Below are 17,298 nucleotides of genomic sequence, written 5' to 3' on the forward strand. Positions count from 1 at the left end.
GTAACCCCCGCGCCATCGTGGCGCGGAAGTGGAGTGCGAATTGGCGGTCAGTCAGCCGGCGAGCGGTTGCGGCGTACCGACAGGTAAAACATCGCCAGCGCCGCAATCACAATGCCGGGTGCCGAGGCCATCATCACGCCGGCGGTGCCCGTGCCCAGTGCGAGCATTTTGCCGGCCACCAACGGCCCACTCATCGCGCCCAGCCGGCCAATGGCGACGGCGCTGCCGACGCCCGTGGCGCGAATTGACGGACGATAGAAATGCGGGGCCAACGCATACAGCACGCATTGCCCGCCCGTGGCGAAGAAACCGGCGACGAAGCCGGCCGCGAGCATGCTGTGCCATTGGGTGGCCATGCCCAGGGCGGTCAGTGAGGCGAGAATGCCGAGGTAAATCAGCGCCGACAACGCCCAGGCGGGCAGACGGTCCATGACCCAGCCCAGCAACAACGTGCCTGCCGCCGCGCCAAATTGCAGCGCGAGCATCACCCAGCTTGCCTGAGAACCGCTGAAACCCTGGCCGACCAACAGGCTTGGCAGCCAGTTGATCAGGATGTAAACCACCATGAGCGTAAAGAAGTAGCTGACCCAGATCATCAAGGTCGGCCATGCCGCGCCCCCGCGGAACAGGCCGCTGACCACACTGATCGGCGCGGCGTCGCGCACGCTGCGAAACGCCGCGGACTCCGGCAGATAAAGGCCCAGCAGCGGCACGATCAGCAACGGCACGATGCCACCGACGTAGAACACCACTTGCCAGCCACCGGCCAGTTGCGCAATGCCAATGCTGGCCGCCAGCGCCGCGCCCAGGGGCACGCCGCAATACATCAGGCTCACGGCGCTGCCACGCAGGCGTGGGCCAGCCACTTCACTGCTCAGCGCGATCAAGTTAGGCAGCGCCGCGCCCAGGCCGACGCCCGTGAGGCAGCGGGCAACCAGCAGGCTGTTGAAGTCCCAGGCCATGGTCGTGACCAGCGAGAACAATCCGAACAGCGCAACCGAGGCCATCAACACCCGTTTGCGGCCGATCCGATCAGCCAGCAAACCGCCGAGAAACGCTCCGGGCAGCAGGCCGAAAATGCCGGCGCTGAAGACCCAGCCCATGTGTAGTTTGTCCAGTTGGAACGCGACCGCCATGCCTTGGGCGGCGATGCCCGAGGCTTGCAGGTCGAGGCCTTCCATCAGGGCGACGAGGAAGCACAGACCGATGGTCCGCGCCATGTACAACGGTGTCAGCACGTTTAGCGATGTCATGGGAAATACCCGTTTTATTGTTGTAATGGGCACAGCAAAACCGTCCGGTCGCTGCGTGGGCGACCGGACGGGGGGATGCACGGTTCAGCGTTTGAGCAGGTCCAGCGCGACGTCGACGATCATGTCTTCCTGGCCGCCGACCATGCGCCGTTTGCCCAGCTCGACGAGGATGTCCACGGTCTTCAAACCGTACTTGGCTGCGGCGATTTCGGCATGGCGCAGGAAGCTCGAATAGACCCCGGCATACCCCAGCGCCAGCGACTCGCGGTCGACCCGCACCGGCCGATCCTGCAACGGCCGCACGATGTCGTCCGCTGCGTCCATCAAGGTGTAGAGGTCGGTGCCGTGGTTCCAGCCCAGGCGTTCGGCGGCGGCGATGAACACTTCCAGCGGCGCGTTGCCGGCCCCGGCGCCCATGCCGGCAAGGCTGGCGTCGATGCGGTCGCAGCCTTCCTCGACGGCAGTGATCGAGTTGGCCACGCCGAGCGAGAGGTTGTGGTGGGCGTGCATGCCGGTTTCGGTGTCGGGTTTGAGCACGGCCTTGAACGCACGGAAGCGATCACGGATGTCCTGCATGTTCATCGCGCCACCGGAGTCGGCCATGTACACGCAGGTCGCGCCGTAGCTTTCCATCAGCTTGGCTTGGGCGGCGAGCTGCTCGGCGGGGATCATGTGGCTCATCATCAGGAAGCCGACGGTGTCCATGCCCAGTTCGCGCGCGTATTCGATGTGCTGTTTCGACACGTCGGCCTCGGTGCAATGGGTGGCGATGCGCACCACCCGGGCACCGGCGTTGTAGGCCGCCTTGAGGTCATGCACGGTGCCGATGCCGGGCAGCAACAGCGTGGTGATCTTGGCGTGGCTGATCACGTCGGCGGCGGCTTCGATCCATTCCAGATCGGTGTGCGCCGCGAAGCCATAGTTGAAGCTCGAGCCTTGCAGGCCGTCGCCGTGGGCGACTTCGATCGAGTCGACCTTGGCCTTGTCCAGCGCACGGGCGATGTCCTGCACGTTTTGCAGCGAATACTGATGACGCACCGCATGGCTGCCGTCGCGCAGGGTCACGTCGGAGATGTAGATTTTCTTACCGTTCATGTCGCTCTCCTCAGGCCTGTTGCATCGACTGCGCCATGCGCTCGGCGGTAGCCAAGGCAGCGGAGGTCATGATGTCGAGGTTACCGGCATAGGCCGGCAGGTAATGGGCGGCGCCTTCTACTTCGAGGAACACCGAGGTTTTCAGGCCGGAGAATTTGCCAAGGCCGGGAATGTTCAACGGCGCGTCTACCGGGATCACGTCGAACTGCACGCTTTGCTTGAGGCGATAGCCCGGCACATAGGCCTGCACGGCGGCGGCCATCTCGACGATGGAGGCTTCGACCAACGCCTGATCCGCCGCTTCGGACAGCACAAACACCGTGTCGCGCATGATCAGTGGCGGCTCGGCCGGGTTCATCACGATGATCGCCTTGCCCTTGGCCGCGCCGCCGATCACTTCGATGGCCTTGGAGGTGGTTTCGGTGAATTCGTCAATGTTGGCGCGGGTACCCGGGCCGGCGGATTTACTGGCGATCGAGGCGACGATTTCGGCGTAATGCACCTTGGCCACGCGCGACACCGCAGCGACCATCGGGATAGTCGCCTGGCCGCCGCAGGTGACCATGTTGACGTTGAGCTGATCGAGGTTCTGCTCCAGGTTGACCACCGGCACGCAGTACGGGCCGATGGCCGCGGGCGTCAGGTCGATCAGGCGGATGCCGGGTTTGATCGAGCGCAGGAACGCATCGTTCTTCACATGCGCGCCGGCCGAGGTGGCATCGAAGACGAAATCGATGTGCTGGAACACGTCCATGCGGGTCAGGCCTTCAACGCCTTCGTGGGTGGTGGCCACGCCCATGCGCTGGGCGCGGGCGAGGCCGTCGGAGGCCGGATCGATACCGACCATCACCGCCATTTCCAGGTGTTTGGCATTGCGCAGGATCTTGATCATCAGGTCGGTGCCGATGTTGCCGGAGCCGACGATGGCGACTTTGAGTTTATTCATTGTTATTGCCTCATATGCACGCAAGTCGCCGATCACTCGGCGCGACTGTCTACCGAGAAGTTCACACCAACCCGGCCAATGCCCTCGATCTCGGCCTCGAACCGATCACCGGCGGCGACCGCCACCATCGGCCCCAGCGCGCCGGTGAGAATGATGTCGCCGGCCCGCAGCGGATCGCCCAGGCGCGCCATGGCGCAGGCCAGCCAGACCGCCGCGTTGAGCGGATGACCGAGGCATTCGGCGCCACTGCCGCTGGACACTTCTTCAGCGTTGCGGGTCATCCGCATGCTGGCCTGGCGCAGGTCGAGCCCGTCGATACGTCGAGCCGGGCCGCCCAGTACGAAACAGCCGCTGGACGCGTTGTCAGCCACGGTATCGACGAAGCGGATGTTCCAGCCCTGGATGCGACTGCCGACGATTTCCAGTGCCGGGACGACCCAGCCGGTGGCCGCCATCACGTCGGCGAATGTGCTGTCGGCGCGGGGCAGGTCGCGTTCGAGGATCAGGGCGATTTCAGCCTCGATCTTCGGTTGCAGTACGCGGCCGGTTGGCACGGTGGCGTTGTCGCCGTAGCACATGTCGGCAAACAGGGTGCCGAAGTCCGGTTGGTCCACGCCCAACTGGGCCTGGACTTTGGGGTTGGTCAGGCCGATCTTGCGGCCCACCACGCGGCGCCCGTTGGCCACGCCGTGGTCGACGTTGAGGCGCTGGATGGCATACGCGGCGGTGGCGTTGTCTTCACCGATCCGCTCGCGCAGCGGCCCGATGGCTTCGCCGTGGTCTTCGGCCTGGCGCAGGTCGGCGGCGAGTTGTTGCAGGGTGTCTTGAGTCAGCGTCATGTCAGCCTCGGTGATCAGTGGGTCAGGAAGTCGAGGACCATCCGGTTGAATTTCTCGGCGTGTTCCCACTGCGCCCAGTGGCCGCAACGGTTGAACACGTGCAATTGCGCCCTGGGCAGGCCGGCCAGCAGGCGCAAGCCGGTGTCCATCGGCACGAAGCGGTCCTCGCGGCCCCAGACGAGCAGGGTGTCGGCGTTGATTTCGTGCAGGCGGTGGCTGAAATCCGGAAATTGCTTGGGGTTGAGCGTGCTGCTCTTGACGAAGTTTTCCAGGTGATCGCGGCGCGACAGGAGGTTGTCCAGGCGGGTCTGGAACAGTTCGTCGGTGAGGCCGCTGGCGTCGAAAACGAAGACGTTCATCATCTTCTTCAAGTTCTCGATGGTCGGGTCGCGGTACAGCGCGCCGATCAGTTTGATGCCTTCGGTGGGCTGCGGCACGAAGGCGCTCGGGCCGCCGGTGCCGCCGCCCATCAGGATCAGTTTGCCGATCCGCTCAGGGTATTCCAGGGCGAAGGCGACGGTGCTGTGGGCACCCATCGAATTGCCGATGATGTGGACGCGCTCCAGCGCCAGCACATCGAGCAGGCCCTTGAGTGCTTGTGCGTTGAGGTTCGAGCGCGAGCCTTCGTTGACGATCGTGTCGCTTTTGCTCCAGCCCGGGCAATCCATCAGGATCACGCGAAAACCGGCATTCACCAGCGGCTCGATATTGCGATTGAAGTTGGCCCAGCCGCTCGCGCCCGGCCCGGAGCCGTGCAGCATGACCACGGTTTCGGCACCTTCGCCAAGGTCGTTGTAGTGCAGTTGCAGGTCCAGGTCGCCTTCCTTGATACGGGCAAAGCGGCTGGTGGAGGCTTCACTGAAAGCAGTGGCGGTCATGGCAGTATTCCTTGAATTCATGGGTGAGGGTTCAGCGGCTGTGCGCCAAGCGCACCGAAACCTGCGATCCACTCGGGAATCGGGCGGTAGTAGCGGCCTTCGCTCCGATACGGGCCGAAGGCACTCAGGGCGGCGAAGGCGGCGACCCAGGTTTTCACTTCGTGGGTCGACTTGCCGGCCAGCATCGACAACTCGTCGTTGTTCAACGAGTCGAGGTCGCGCATACGGCCCTGTTCGAGGGTGTCGAGAAACTGCTGATCCCAAGCCGGGTTCAGCGGGTGCAGGCTGTGCGGGTCTTCGACGAAGTCTCGCGCGGCTTGAATCACCCGGTTCTGGCGGGCCTGTCGTTCATCGGCGGGGAGCTGACGCCCGCTGCCCATCAGGCGGTCAGCCATGCGCGCGTCGACCTTGGCCAGTTCCGGTACCGGCGGTTGATGGGACAAGCCGCCTGAGGCCAGGAACAGCACGCGTTTATCCAGCGCTTTGGCCCATTGGCCGATCGCCTCACCCAACAGTCGGGCCCGTTTGAAACTGGGCAGCGGCACGGCCACCGAGTTGATAAACACCGGAATCACCGGGCAGCTCTGCAAGCCGCCGAGCAACAGTTCCAACGGTTGCGCGAACGCATGGTCGACCTGCATGCGATACGACACAGCGGTATCGACACCGGCATCCAACACCGCCTGGGCGCAGGATTCGGCCAGCGCTTTGGGCACGTCCAGCGGGCCGGCGGCGGTGTCGAAATCACCAATCGCATCGGCCGCCATGCCGATGCAAAAGGCCGGCATCACGTCGTAGAAAAACCCGTTGTAATGGTCGGGGCCGAACAGCACCACCAACTGCGGGTCGAAGCGGGCGATGCGCTCGCGAGCGGCGTTGATCACGCCATCGACTTCGGCCAACACGTGCGGCGCCGGATCGACGTAGCCCACCAACGGCGTATGAGACAAACAATGCAGAAAGGCGCTCATGTCACGCGACCTTGCTGACAACAGCGTTCGCTGAGGTCGGTGGCAGGGTTTTGAGCGCCCGGGCCAGTTCATCGCAAGCCTGGCCAACGGTTTGCGGGATGGCCAGCCCGGCGAGGAAGCGGTCCGGACGCACCAGGGCGATGGACGACGTGCCGAGCGCGAACCATTCTTTCAACCGACCGCTGCTGTCGCCCACGCGGATCACGTCTGGGCCGGCATCGCTCGGTACTCTGAGCTGCACGTCTGGCAACACTTGGATGAAGCGTGTGCCCAGGGCTTTCCATTGCGCGATTTGCGTGGCCGAGAGGCCCCAGGTCGGATCGCAGCCCCAGGCGATAATCGCAAAGTTTTCGCCAATCACTTCATCCAGCAGCACCGTGGTGCCGGCATCCGTCAAGACCTTGGGCTGAATGAACATCTTGCCGACCGGCGAGCCCTTTGCACTCGGCACGATCAACGCGCCCCGGGTGTATTGCGGCATCGGTTTGAAGCGCATTTCGACGAAGTAGCGCTTGACCGGCGGCAGGTAATTGAGCAACCACGACACCCCATCGCGCAGGGTGCCTTGCCAGCGTTTCGGCGGCGCCAACACGTGGCCGGCGAGCACGGAGAGATTGATCATCGCTTTGGCGTGGTCGCGGCGTTCCTCTTCGTAGCTGTCGAGCAGGTTATCGGCGGCCAGGCCCTTGATCACCAGCGCGAGTTTCCACGCCAGGTTCGAGGCATCGCGCATGCCGCTGTTGTACCCCTGGCCTTGCCATACCGGCATGATGTGCGCGGCATCGCCGGCCAGCAGCACTCGGCCCTGACGGAACCGACCGGCCAGACGCGCGTTATGGGTATAGACGCGGCTGCGGATCAGCTCGATGTGGTCGGGGTTCGGCAATACTTTGCTCAGCAGCTTGCGCAGGTTCTCGGGCTTGCTCAGCTCGGTCTCGGTTTCGCCGGGCATCACCATGAACTCGAAACGACGCACGCCATGGGGCAGGGCGGCGGACACGTAAGGCCGCACCGGGTCGCAGCACAGATAGACATGGGGCGTGGCCAGCGGGTCGTTGGCAATGTCGACCACGATCCACTGATTGGGCGCGGTCTTGCCCTCGAAACTGATGTCCAGGCTGCGCCGCACCAGGCTGTTGCCACCGTCGCAACCAATCAGGTAGCGCGCATTCAGGCGTTCGCTGCGGCCATGCTGATCCTTGAGGTTGAGCACCACCGCGCTGTCGCTTTGTTCAAAACTGCTGAGCTCACGGCTGAACAGCACCTTGACGTTGTTGAAACGCTGCAGGCCGTCGAACAGCACCCGGTCGGCCAAGGGCTGAATGAACGCGTTGCGGCGTGACCAGCCGAACTCGTCGGTTTTCGGTTGAATATCGGCAAAGCAACGACCCTTGGGGGTCAGGAAGCGCATGGCGTGCCAAGGCGTGGTATGCGGCAGCACCTCGTCCGCCAGACCGACGGCCTGGAATGTGCGCAGGCTTTCGTCGTCCAGGCCGATGGCGCGGGGGTAGTCGATCAGGGTGTCGAGCTTTTCCACCAGGGTGACGTTCACGCCACATTGCCCCAGGTAGTTGGCGATCATCAAACCGACAGGGCCGGCGCCGACGATAGCAACGTCGGTGGTCAGCTCCAATGTGGAAGGAGTGGGTGCAAGACTCATGGGTATCTCCGTACAGCGTTTTTGGATTTCTTGTGGGGCGCAGTATGGAAATCACGAGGCTGGTGGACAACGAAAACCCCTGCTAGGGTGCACTAGGTGCACAGCCTTGATTTTAAAAGAGAATGGAGCGTCCATGAGCGAAACAGAATACAAGAGCGTTCGTGGGCTGATGCGTGGTTTGGCCCTGATCAATGGCTTGAATCGTTTTGATGGCGGGGCCAGTACGGCGCAGTTGGCCGAGCAAAGCGGGCTACATCGGACCACGGTTCGTCGATTGCTGGAGACCTTGCAGGCCGAGGGTTACGTGCGCCGCAGCGAGTCGGATGACAGCTACCGCCTGACGTTGAAAGTCCGTGAATTGAGCGAGGGGTTTCGCGACGAGCAATGGATTTCTTCGATTGCTGCACCGCTGCTCGGCGAGCTGCTCCAACAAGTGGTCTGGCCCACCGACCTGTGTACGCTGGACGGCGATGCCATGGTGATACGCGAGACCACGCATCGCTTCAGCCGCCTGTCGTTTCACCGCTCCATGGTCGGCCGGCGTTTACCCTTGCTCATGACCGCCACGGGGCGCGCGTACTTTGCGTTCTGCCCGCCGGCCGAGCGCGAAGAGCTGATCGAGTTGTTGATCAGCCGCGAAGATGAACAGTCGGCGCTGGCGGCGGATCGCGGCTTTGTCGATCGGCTGGTGGAGCACACCCTCGGCAAGGGCTACGGCGAAAACAACTCCCATTGGGGCCTCGAGCGCAAGATCGCCGCGATTGCGATTCCGGTCATGCACGAGGAGCGGGTGATGGGCTGCCTGAATCTGGTTTACATCGCCAAGGCGATGTCGGTTGAGGAAGCCGCCCGCCGTTATCTGCCGGCGATGCAGGGTGTGGTGGAGAAAATCAGGGCTCAGTTGGCGTAGGGGGGGGCTTGGTTTTGTGGGACTCGATGCCGGTGCGACCCCATCTGCAAAATAGGAATGGCCTGATTTAACCTCATAACATCGCTGATCGAGGCGGGTGACAAGCTGATTGAAGGCCTGCAGCAGATGATGCCGGGTGTGCGGATTGGGAGTTCGTTGGTGGGGCCTGGCGCGCATTGATCGTAAACGCGCCACCGCAATGGCGACCGCCTGCCGATTCGCGAAAAATCGTCACGCCGTCGCCCTGTTTGACGCCCGACTATTGTTTCTGCGGATCGAACTGCTTATCCCTGATGAACATCGCCGGAATCACGCCGCAGATGAAGTACGCCGCGCCCATCACGAGAAAGCCCACGCCAATCGAGCCATGGGACGCCAGAAAGCCAATCGCAGCGGGTGCGACTGCGGCCCCCAGGCGGCCAATATTGTAGGCGCCACCCACCGCGGAGCCGCGGAACTTGGCCTCGAAACTTTCGGTCATGTAGGTCGCATTGACGCCATACGGAATTCCATACAGAAAGCCGAACACGATCAGCATCCACAGGATGTTTTCCTGGCTCTGGAACAGCACGATCACCGGCAGAAATACGGCCGTCCCCAGGGCACCAAAGGCGAACACGGTGCGCCGACCGATACGATCGGCGGCCATGCCTGCGAGGACTTTGCCGAGGATCATGGCGGTGTAGGTGCCGACCATGTAGCTGGTCATGGACTTGAGGTTCATGCCCAGTTCGCTTTCCAGGTAGGTCGGCATCCAGTTGTTCACGCCGTAGTAGCCGAACTGCAGAAAGCCCGCGGTCAGCGCCCAGCAGATGAACATGCGGCGCGATTGCGGGTCAGCGAAAATCTGTTTGTACATGCTGTCGCGCTTTTGCGCCGAGCCGCTGCGTATTCCAGCGAGTGTTTGCTTGGCGCGCTCGGCCTGGGCGTTGATCCAGGCTTGGGGTTCCGGCACGAAACGTTGCATCACCAAGGCAAGAACCACTGGGATGATCGCGATGTAGAACAGCCAGCGCCAACCATGGTTGGGCAATATCCAGCCGGCCAGCAAGGTCGCGACGATGTAGCCCACCGACCAACCTGCCTGCAGTGTGCCGAGCACCGTGGTGCGGTAGCGGGTGGGCACGTATTCGGACATCAGGGTGTTGCACGCCACGTACAGCGCGCCGATGCCCAGCGAGGCCAGGAATCGGATCAGCGCAAACTCCCAGTAGCTGTGGGTCAGCCCCAGCACCGCGGTGCCGACGGAGAACAGCAAAATACTCCAGACCACGGTTTTCACCCGTCCGAAGCGGTCACAGGCCCAGCCGCCGTAGATACCGCCGATCGCCATCCCGGCCAGGGTAAAACTGCCCAGGCTGCCGGCTTCGACGTTAGTCAGGCCGAATTCAGTCTTCAGGCTATTGAGGCTGTAGGACAGCAGCATCAAGTCGGCGCCGTCGATCAATAATCCGAGAAAGCAAAAAATGAACACCAGCACCCAAGTGCTGGATTTGGCGTGGGCAGTCGCACTTGCCTGAGCAGCAGCGTCCATGGAGTTACCTTTATTGTATTTATGGGGTGGGACTAGAATTGAGTGTTGCGCGCTGATCTAGCGTTGAGCGTCGCGGATCATGTTTCGCGCAATGACGATCTGCTGTATCTGGGTGGTGCCCTCGTAGATGCGGAACAGGCGCACATCCCGGTAGAAACGCTCGATCGCGTATTCGCTGACATAGCCGGCGCCACCGTGGATCTGCACGCAACGGTCGGCGACGCGGCCGCACATTTCGGTCGAGAACATTTTCGCGCAGGAGGCTTCGGTGCTGACGTTACGGCCGTCGTCGCGCTTGCGTGCTGCATCGAGCACCATGCAGCGGCTGGCGTAGATTTCCGCCTTGCTGTCGGCCAGCATCGCCTGGATCAATTGAAATTCGGCGATGGGCTGGCCGAACTGTTTACGTTCCAGTGCGTAGCGCAGGGCATCATCGAGCATCCGCTCAGCCGCACCGACACTCAATGCCGCGATATGCAGGCGACCCTTGTCGAGGACTTTCATCGCGGTCTTGAAGCCTACGCCTTCGACACCGCCAATCAGTTGGCTGGCAGGTACTCGGGCATTTTCGAAGATCACGTCGCAGGTATGGGCGCCTTTGTGGCCCATTTTGTGGTCGGGCTTGCCCAGGGAGACTCCCGGTGTGCCGCGCTCGACAATGAATGCGCTGATACCGCCTGCGCCTTTGATGTCAGTGCTGGTGCGCGCCATCACCGTATAGATGCCAGCGTGCGGGGCGTTGGTGATGAAGCGCTTGGTGCCGTTGAGGATGTAACTGTCACCGTCGCGCACGGCGGTGGTTTTGAGCGAGGCGGCATCCGATCCTGCATCGGGCTCGGTCAGGCAGAAGGAACTGAGCAGCTCACCGCTGGCGAGCTTGGGCAGGTAGTGTTGTTTCTGCTCTTCAGTGCCATCGAGCAGAATGCCGATGGAACCGATCCCGTTGTTGGTGCCGATGTAGGAGCGAAACGCCGGGGAGGTGCGCCCCAGCTCGAAGGCGATATTCACCTCTTCCTCCATCGTGACGCCCAGCCCGCCGAACGCTTCCGGCAGTGTCAGGCCAAACAGCCCCATGGCCTGCATCTGCTCGACGATGTCCTGGGGAATCGCGTCGGTCTCAGCCACTTCGTTTTCACGGGGGATCAGCACTTCGCCGACAAACTGACGAAGGGAATCCAACAGCATCTGCAGGGTTTCGGTATCACGGATCATGTGCGCTCCTAACGCTCGCAGGCGAGCGGTTCTTTATTGGGGCGCCGTTACTCCGTTGCGTCAGCGAGCAGCGGCGCCAATGTTGTTCACCATGTTGATCAGGCGAGGCCCGATATCGTCCATGAGCTGTTCGCGGGGCAGTTGGAAGCTCGGCCCGCCGCAGTTGAAGGTCAACAACCCGTACTGCGGGTGCAGCAACGGCACGGCCACGGAGTTAACGTCGCGATGCCACTCACCGATCGACAGGCAGAAGCCGTAGTCGGCGTAATCCCTGAACGCCCGATCCAACCCTTTGCGAATGGTTGGCCACTGTTCCGATTCGCGCTGGCGAATGTGATCGAGCAAAAACTCCCGCTCGGTCTCCGGCATCGCCGCCAGGCACGCACGGCCTACCGAACTTTGTGCCAGCGGCAAGTAACTGCCGATCTGACGGCGCATGGTCATGTTGCCCTGACCCTGAACCACATCCAGGTACACCATCTGCAGGCGATCACGGGATGCCATGGCGACGGCCGCCTGTGCATGATTGGCCAGGTCCTCCATCAACGGATGAGCCACCGTGCGAATCGCCAGGTTCGACAGCATGGCGTAGCCAAAACCCAACACCCCGACATCCAACTGGTACTTGCCCGAATGCACTTCGCGTTTAAGGCAGCCCAGGCGCATCAGCGTATTGGTCAGCCGCGTCACGGTCGGTTTGGGCAGGCCGGTCATGCGCGCCAGGTCCTGATTGCCCAGCACGTTGTCGCGCGGGGTGAAACACCTCATCAGTTCCAGCCCGCGCGCCAATGCCGTTACAAACTGGCCACTGTTTTCGTCGTCGCTCAATGCGCTGGCGGGATCGAGCATGCCCATCTTCAGTAACCCGATTTCATCCGCTCCCTTTGCCGTGTCAGCGGCCTGCCGATCTGCCTTGATGCGAGCCATGGTAGAACCTCACTTTGAAAAAATGCAAGAAAATAAAACGCAGTTTCGCCTGACGAAATTATATTCGTTGTTTCTTTAAAAACCAACGGGTTTGTTTTGTTGACTTAAAGCCAAGCAATTATTGGGGTTAAACAGATTTTTTGCTTTTTATGTTTACAGGATTTTGTAAGCGTCCTTATGATTAAGCGTAATTACGGTATTCAGTTTCGCCTGACGAAACAATAATAAGAGGTCGCTATGAACTCCCATCCAGAACCGGTCGTGCATGTCCAGATAAGAGAGGATGCCGTCGCGGTCGTCCGCATCGAGCGGCCCGAGGTCAAGAACGCGCTGAACAGCGCCGTGCGCGAACAACTGGCTGACAGCTTTCGCCTGTTGTCTGCCGATGAGCGCGTGCGCTCGATCGTGCTCACCGGCGGCGAGCACTGCTTCGTCGCGGGGGCCGATATCCGCGAGTTCGCCCAGGCCAGCCCGATCGAGATGTATCGCCGTCACACGGAATACCTGTGGGACGCCATCGCACGTTGCCCCAAACCGGTGATCGCTGCAGTGAATGGTTTTGCCCTGGGCGGCGGCTGCGAGCTAGCGATGCACTGCGACATCATCGTCGCGGGGCAATCGGCGCGATTCGGCCAGCCGGAGGTCAAGCTGGGCCTGATGCCGGGCGCCGGGGGCACGCAGCGCCTGATCCGCGCCGTCGGTAAGTTCCAGGCCATGCGCATTGCCCTGACCGGCTGCCTGGTGCCGGCGCCCGAGGCGCTGGCCATGGGCATGGTCAGCGAGGTGGTGAGTGATGAACGCACGCTGCCTCGGGCGCTTGAACTGGCCGCGCAAATCGCTGCGTTGCCACCGCTGGCGGTCGCGCAGATCAAGGAAGTGATGCTGCTCGGTGCCGACTTACCCCTGGACAGTGCGCTGGCATTGGAGCGCAAGGCGTTTCAGTTGCTGTTCGACTCCCGGGATCAGAAAGAGGGCGCCAGTGCCTTTCTTGAAAAACGCAAAGCCAGCTTCTTGGGGGAATGACCCATGACACGTGAAATCAAGCGCATGGCGGTGGTGGGCGCCGGCATCATGGGCACCGGCATCGCCCAGATTGCTGCCCAGGCCGGCATCGAAGTCGTGCTGTTCGACAACCGCGAAGGCGCCGCCGAGGCGGCCCGCGAAAACCTGCGCCAAACCCTGGACAAGCTGGTGAGCAAGGGCAAGATCGCCGACGGCGATGCCCAGGCAACGCTTGAGCGTCTGCGGGTCGCGACGGCGCTGACTGACCTCAGTGACGTTGACCTGGTAGTGGAAGCGATTATCGAGCGCCTGGATGCCAAGCAGGCGTTGCTTGCACAACTTGAAGCCGTCGTGCGCGACGACTGCATCCTGGCGACCAACACCTCATCGCTGTCGGTGACCAGCATCGCCCGTGAATGTCGGCACCCTGAGCGGGTGGCGGGGTTCCACTTCTTCAACCCGGTGCCGCTGATGAAAGTGGTGGAGGTCATCGATGGCCTGGCCAGCGATCCGCGTGTCGGCGATACCTTGCAGGCATTGGCCGCGCGCATGGGGCACCGTGGGATTCGGGCCAAGGACACCCCCGGTTTCATCATCAACCATGCCGGGCGCGCCTACAGCACCGAAGCGTTGCAGATCCTCAAGGAGGGCGTCACGGACGCGGCGGAAGTGGATCGCATCTTGCGCGAAGGCCTGGGGTTTCGCATGGGACCGCTGGAGTTGTTCGACCTCACGGCGCTGGACGTTTCCCACCCGGTGATCGAGTCCATCTACAACCAGTTCTACCAGGAACCGCGTTACCGACCGGCCGCGCTGACCCGCCAGATGCTGGAAGCCGGTTACGTCGGACGCAAGGTCGGGCGCGGCTTCTATCGCTATGCCAACGGCCAGATGATTGATGCCCCCCAAGCCCAGGCGGTACCGGTGGTTGAAGCATTGCCGCCGGTGTGGCTGGGCACCGAGAGCGATGCTGACCGCGCCAGCCTTAGCGCGATGCTGGAACGACTGGGCGCGCAAGTGGAGCAGGGCGCGGCACCCTCGGATGCAGCCTTGTGCCTGCTAGCGCCCTATGGGTTGGACGCGACCAGCGCAGCGCAACGGTTCGCCACCGACCCGACGCGCACGGTCTGCATCGACCCGCTGCTCGACTGCACACGCTACCGCACGCTGATGCTGACACCGGCAACCCGCGTCGACATGTGCAATGCCGCACACGCGCTGCTGGCCCGCGATGGCGTGGGCGTCAGCGTGATCAACGACAGCGTCGGCTTCGTCGCCCAGCGGGTGTTGGCGATGATCGTCAACCTGGCGGGCGATATCGTGCAACAGCGCATTGCCAGTGTCGACGACCTGGACGAAGGCGTGCGCCGCGGGCTGGGCTACCCGCAGGGGCCATTGGCCTGGGGGGATAGCGTCGGCGCCCAACGCTTGCTGACCATCCTGGAACGCATGACGGCACTGACCGGTGACCCGCGCTACCGGCCCGGCCCCTGGCTGCGCCGTCGCGCGACGCTGGGCCTGTCGTTGCGCCACCCCGAACCGACCCTGAAACCTTGACACTTAGGAAACTGCCATGCTCGATGCTTATATTTTTGCGGGGTTGCGCACACCCTTCGGCCGCCACGGCGGCGCACTGGCGCCCGTGCGGCCTGACGATCTTGCGGCCCATGTGATCCGCGAACTGCTGGCCCGCTATGCGATCCCCGGCGACGCCATCGAAGACGTGATCCTCGGCAATACCAACCAGGCCGGCGAAGACAGCCGCAACATCGCGCGCCATGCCGCACTGCTCGCCGGTTTGCCGGTGACGGTGCCGGGGCAGACGATCAATCGGTTGTGTGCCAGTGGACTGGCCGCCGTGATCGATGCCGCCCGCGCCGTCACCTGTAAGGAAGGCGAACTGTTCGTGGCCGGCGGGGTGGAGAGCATGTCGCGCGCGCCGTTCGTCATGGCCAAGGCCGAGAGCGCCTACAGCCGCGATTTTACGATGTACGACAGCACCATCGGCGCACGCTTTCCCAACCCCAGGATCGTCGCCGAATTCGGTAACGACAGCATGCCGCAGACCGGCGACAACGTGGCCCAGGAGTACGGCATCGAGCGCACCCAGGCCGATGGGTTCGCCGCACGCTCCCAGGCCCTTTACGAAGCCGCACGCCAGCGCGGTTTCTTCAACGACGAAATCCTCGCGGTCAGTGTGCCCACCGGCCGCAAGACGCCGCCCAACCTCGTGGAGCAGGACGAACACCCGCGCCCGCAATCCGACCTGGCCGCGCTGACGCGCCTGCGTCCCTTGCACGAAGGCGGTATCGTCACCGCCGGCAATGCCTCCGGGGTCAACGACGGCGCTGCCGCGCTGCTGATCGGCACCGTCGCCGCCGGTGAGCGTCACGGGTTGGTGCCCATGGCGCGCATCCTGTCGAGTGCCGCAGCGGGTGTCGCGCCGCGCATCATGGGCATCGGCCCGGTGGAGGCGATCAACAAAGCCCTGGCCCGTGCCGGGCTGACGCTGGCCGACATGGATATCATCGAAATCAACGAAGCGTTCGCCAGCCAGGTACTGGGCTGCCTCAAGGGGCTGGACCTGGCGTTGGACGACCCACGGGTCAACCCCAACGGCGGCGCGATTGCGCTCGGTCATCCCTTGGGAGCCTCAGGTGCGCGCTTGGCGCTGAGCACCGCACGGGCGTTGCAGGAGAGTGGCAAACGCTATGCGGTGGTCAGTCTGTGCATCGGTGTCGGCCAAGGGCTGGCGATGGTTATCGAGCGTGTGTAAACGCGCTCCAGCAGAGGTGAAATGACATGGGTGCTTTGACTGGATACCGCGTGCTCGACTTGAGCCGCGTGCTTGCCGGCCCCTGGTGCGGGCAAACCCTGGCCGACCTGGGCGCCGAAGTGATCAAGGTCGAACGGCCGGGCGTGGGCGACGACACCCGTGGCTGGGGCCCGCCGTGGATGAAAGGCCAGAACGATGAGCGCACCTCGGAAGCCTCTTATTATCAGTCGACCAATCGCGGCAAGTTATCGGTGGCCCTGAACCTGGCCAGCCCGCAAGGGCAGGAGCTGGTGCGGGCGTTGGCGACCGATTGCGATGTGCTGATCGAAAACTACAAGGCCGGTTCCCTGGCCAAGTACGGCTTGGATTACGCTTCGCTGGCGCAACTGAATCCGCGCCTGGTGTACTGCTCGGTCACCGGCTTCGGGCAGACCGGGCCGCGTGCGGCGGAACCGGGCTACGACTTTATCGTGCAGGGCATCGGCGGGCTGATGAGCATCACCGGCGAGCGCGATGACCTGCCCGGCGGCGGGCCGCAAAAGGTCGGCGTGGCGTTTTCCGATTTGATGACTGGGCTTTATTCGACGGTCGCGATCCAGGCGGCATTGCTCAGTCGCGAAAAAACCGGCCTGGGCCAGCACATCGACATGGCGCTGCTGGATGTGCAGGTTGCCACCTTGTGCAACCAGAGCCAGAACTACCTGGCCTCGGGCAAGGCCCCCGGCCGTTACGGCAACGCCCACGCCAACATCGTGCCGTACCAGGTGTTCCGCGCCAGCGACCAGGACTTCATTATCGCCTGCGGCAACGACTCGCAATTCGTCGCACTGTGCGAGGCCATCGGCCTGACGCACCTGCCCGAAGACCCGCGCTTCACGCGTAACGCCGAGCGCGTGGCCAATCGCGAGGCGATTATCGAGATTCTGTCGGCGCACTTCCTTCAGGGGCGTGCCGAGGAGTGGATTGGTCGCGTGCATCCGCGGGGTGTGCCGATCGGTGCGATCAACAGCATCGCCCAGGCTCTGGATGAACCCCAGGTCAAGGCGCGCAATATGCTGGTGACGATTCCCCATCCGCTGAAGCCGGACTTTGTCACCGTCGGCAGCCCGATCAAACTGTCCGGCACGCCGGTGGAATACCTGCGCCCGGCACCGATGCTCGGTGAGCATACGGATGAAGTGCTCAAGCGTCGGTTGGGGTTGGATGACGAGCGTCTGGCGCAGTTGAAAGCCAGCGGTGTCATTGAGCAACTGGGCGAGCGCTGATCTGCTTTTTCCGGTACTTCGCTGCCGGGG

Annotated in this window: 15 protein-coding genes; 5 read left to right on the forward strand and 10 right to left on the reverse strand. The window is 62.9% G+C overall.

The window, feature by feature from the left end:
- Positions 1-47: 47 nt before the first annotated feature.
- The 7 genes from mhpT to ACS5Q8_RS10640 all read right to left on the reverse strand — a co-directional run bounded on the left by mhpT (position 48) and on the right by ACS5Q8_RS10640 (position 7,642).
- Positions 48-1,253, reverse strand: coding sequence for a 3-(3-hydroxy-phenyl)propionate transporter MhpT (gene mhpT, locus ACS5Q8_RS10610; protein WP_465160149.1), 1,206 nt, complete (start codon positions 1,251-1,253; stop codon positions 48-50).
- 84 nt (positions 1,254-1,337) lie between these two features.
- A complete protein-coding gene (gene dmpG, locus ACS5Q8_RS10615) occupies positions 1,338-2,348 on the reverse strand; it encodes a 4-hydroxy-2-oxovalerate aldolase (RefSeq protein ID WP_247408211.1) in 1,011 nt (336 codons plus the stop codon).
- 10 nt (positions 2,349-2,358) lie between these two features.
- Positions 2,359-3,294, reverse strand: coding sequence for an acetaldehyde dehydrogenase (acetylating) (locus ACS5Q8_RS10620; RefSeq protein WP_443701076.1), 936 nt, complete (start codon positions 3,292-3,294; stop codon positions 2,359-2,361).
- 32 nt (positions 3,295-3,326) lie between these two features.
- A complete protein-coding gene (gene mhpD, locus ACS5Q8_RS10625; protein ID WP_465160150.1) occupies positions 3,327-4,133 on the reverse strand; it encodes a 2-keto-4-pentenoate hydratase in 807 nt (268 codons plus the stop codon).
- Positions 4,134-4,147: 14 nt separating this feature from the next.
- On the reverse strand, positions 4,148-5,011 hold the full coding sequence (locus ACS5Q8_RS10630; protein WP_463858788.1) for an alpha/beta fold hydrolase: 864 nt from the start codon (positions 5,009-5,011) through the stop codon (positions 4,148-4,150).
- Between the two features lie 17 nt (positions 5,012-5,028).
- Positions 5,029-5,982: a 3-carboxyethylcatechol 2,3-dioxygenase gene (gene mhpB, locus ACS5Q8_RS10635; protein WP_465160151.1), complete on the reverse strand. Its 954-nt coding sequence runs from the start codon at positions 5,980-5,982 to the stop codon at positions 5,029-5,031.
- A 1-nt stretch (position 5,983) separates the two neighbouring features.
- Positions 5,984-7,642 (reverse strand): bifunctional 3-(3-hydroxy-phenyl)propionate/3-hydroxycinnamic acid hydroxylase, encoded by a 1,659-nt coding sequence (locus ACS5Q8_RS10640; protein WP_465160152.1) that lies wholly within the window; start codon positions 7,640-7,642, stop codon positions 5,984-5,986.
- Between the two features lie 133 nt (positions 7,643-7,775).
- Between ACS5Q8_RS10640 and ACS5Q8_RS10645 the strand changes: the two genes are divergently transcribed.
- Complete coding sequence (locus ACS5Q8_RS10645) at positions 7,776-8,552, forward strand: DNA-binding transcriptional regulator (RefSeq protein ID WP_253394844.1); 777 nt, start codon at positions 7,776-7,778, stop codon at positions 8,550-8,552.
- A gap of 259 nt (positions 8,553-8,811) precedes the next feature.
- On the opposite strand, the gene ACS5Q8_RS10650 is transcribed toward ACS5Q8_RS10645, so the two are convergent.
- From ACS5Q8_RS10650 to ACS5Q8_RS10660, 3 genes are read right to left on the reverse strand one after another with little or no spacing between them, the layout of a single operon-like run.
- Positions 8,812-10,086, reverse strand: coding sequence for an MFS transporter (locus ACS5Q8_RS10650; RefSeq protein WP_247403983.1), 1,275 nt, complete (start codon positions 10,084-10,086; stop codon positions 8,812-8,814).
- A 57-nt stretch (positions 10,087-10,143) separates the two neighbouring features.
- Positions 10,144-11,298 (reverse strand): acyl-CoA dehydrogenase family protein, encoded by a 1,155-nt coding sequence (locus ACS5Q8_RS10655; protein WP_058822687.1) that lies wholly within the window; start codon positions 11,296-11,298, stop codon positions 10,144-10,146.
- A 60-nt stretch (positions 11,299-11,358) separates the two neighbouring features.
- Positions 11,359-12,225, reverse strand: a complete 867-nt coding sequence (locus ACS5Q8_RS10660; RefSeq protein ID WP_247403980.1) for an IclR family transcriptional regulator — start codon at positions 12,223-12,225, stop codon at positions 11,359-11,361.
- Between the two features lie 237 nt (positions 12,226-12,462).
- Here ACS5Q8_RS10660 and ACS5Q8_RS10665 point away from each other — a divergent pair, with 237 nt between their 5' ends.
- From ACS5Q8_RS10665 to ACS5Q8_RS10680, 4 genes are read left to right on the forward strand one after another with little or no spacing between them, the layout of a single operon-like run.
- Positions 12,463-13,248 (forward strand): enoyl-CoA hydratase, encoded by a 786-nt coding sequence (locus ACS5Q8_RS10665; RefSeq protein WP_058822689.1) that lies wholly within the window; start codon positions 12,463-12,465, stop codon positions 13,246-13,248.
- Between the two features lie 3 nt (positions 13,249-13,251).
- Positions 13,252-14,784 (forward strand): 3-hydroxyacyl-CoA dehydrogenase, encoded by a 1,533-nt coding sequence (locus ACS5Q8_RS10670; RefSeq protein ID WP_465160153.1) that lies wholly within the window; start codon positions 13,252-13,254, stop codon positions 14,782-14,784.
- Positions 14,785-14,800: 16 nt separating this feature from the next.
- A complete protein-coding gene (locus ACS5Q8_RS10675; RefSeq protein WP_465160154.1) occupies positions 14,801-16,003 on the forward strand; it encodes a 3-oxoadipyl-CoA thiolase in 1,203 nt (400 codons plus the stop codon).
- A gap of 26 nt (positions 16,004-16,029) precedes the next feature.
- Entirely contained in the window at positions 16,030-17,268 is a 1,239-nt protein-coding gene (locus tag ACS5Q8_RS10680; RefSeq protein WP_465160155.1) for a CaiB/BaiF CoA transferase family protein, read from the forward strand.
- Positions 17,269-17,298: the final 30 nt, after the last annotated feature.

The sequence above is a fragment of the Pseudomonas sp. PAMC25584 genome (genome assembly GCF_058135675.1).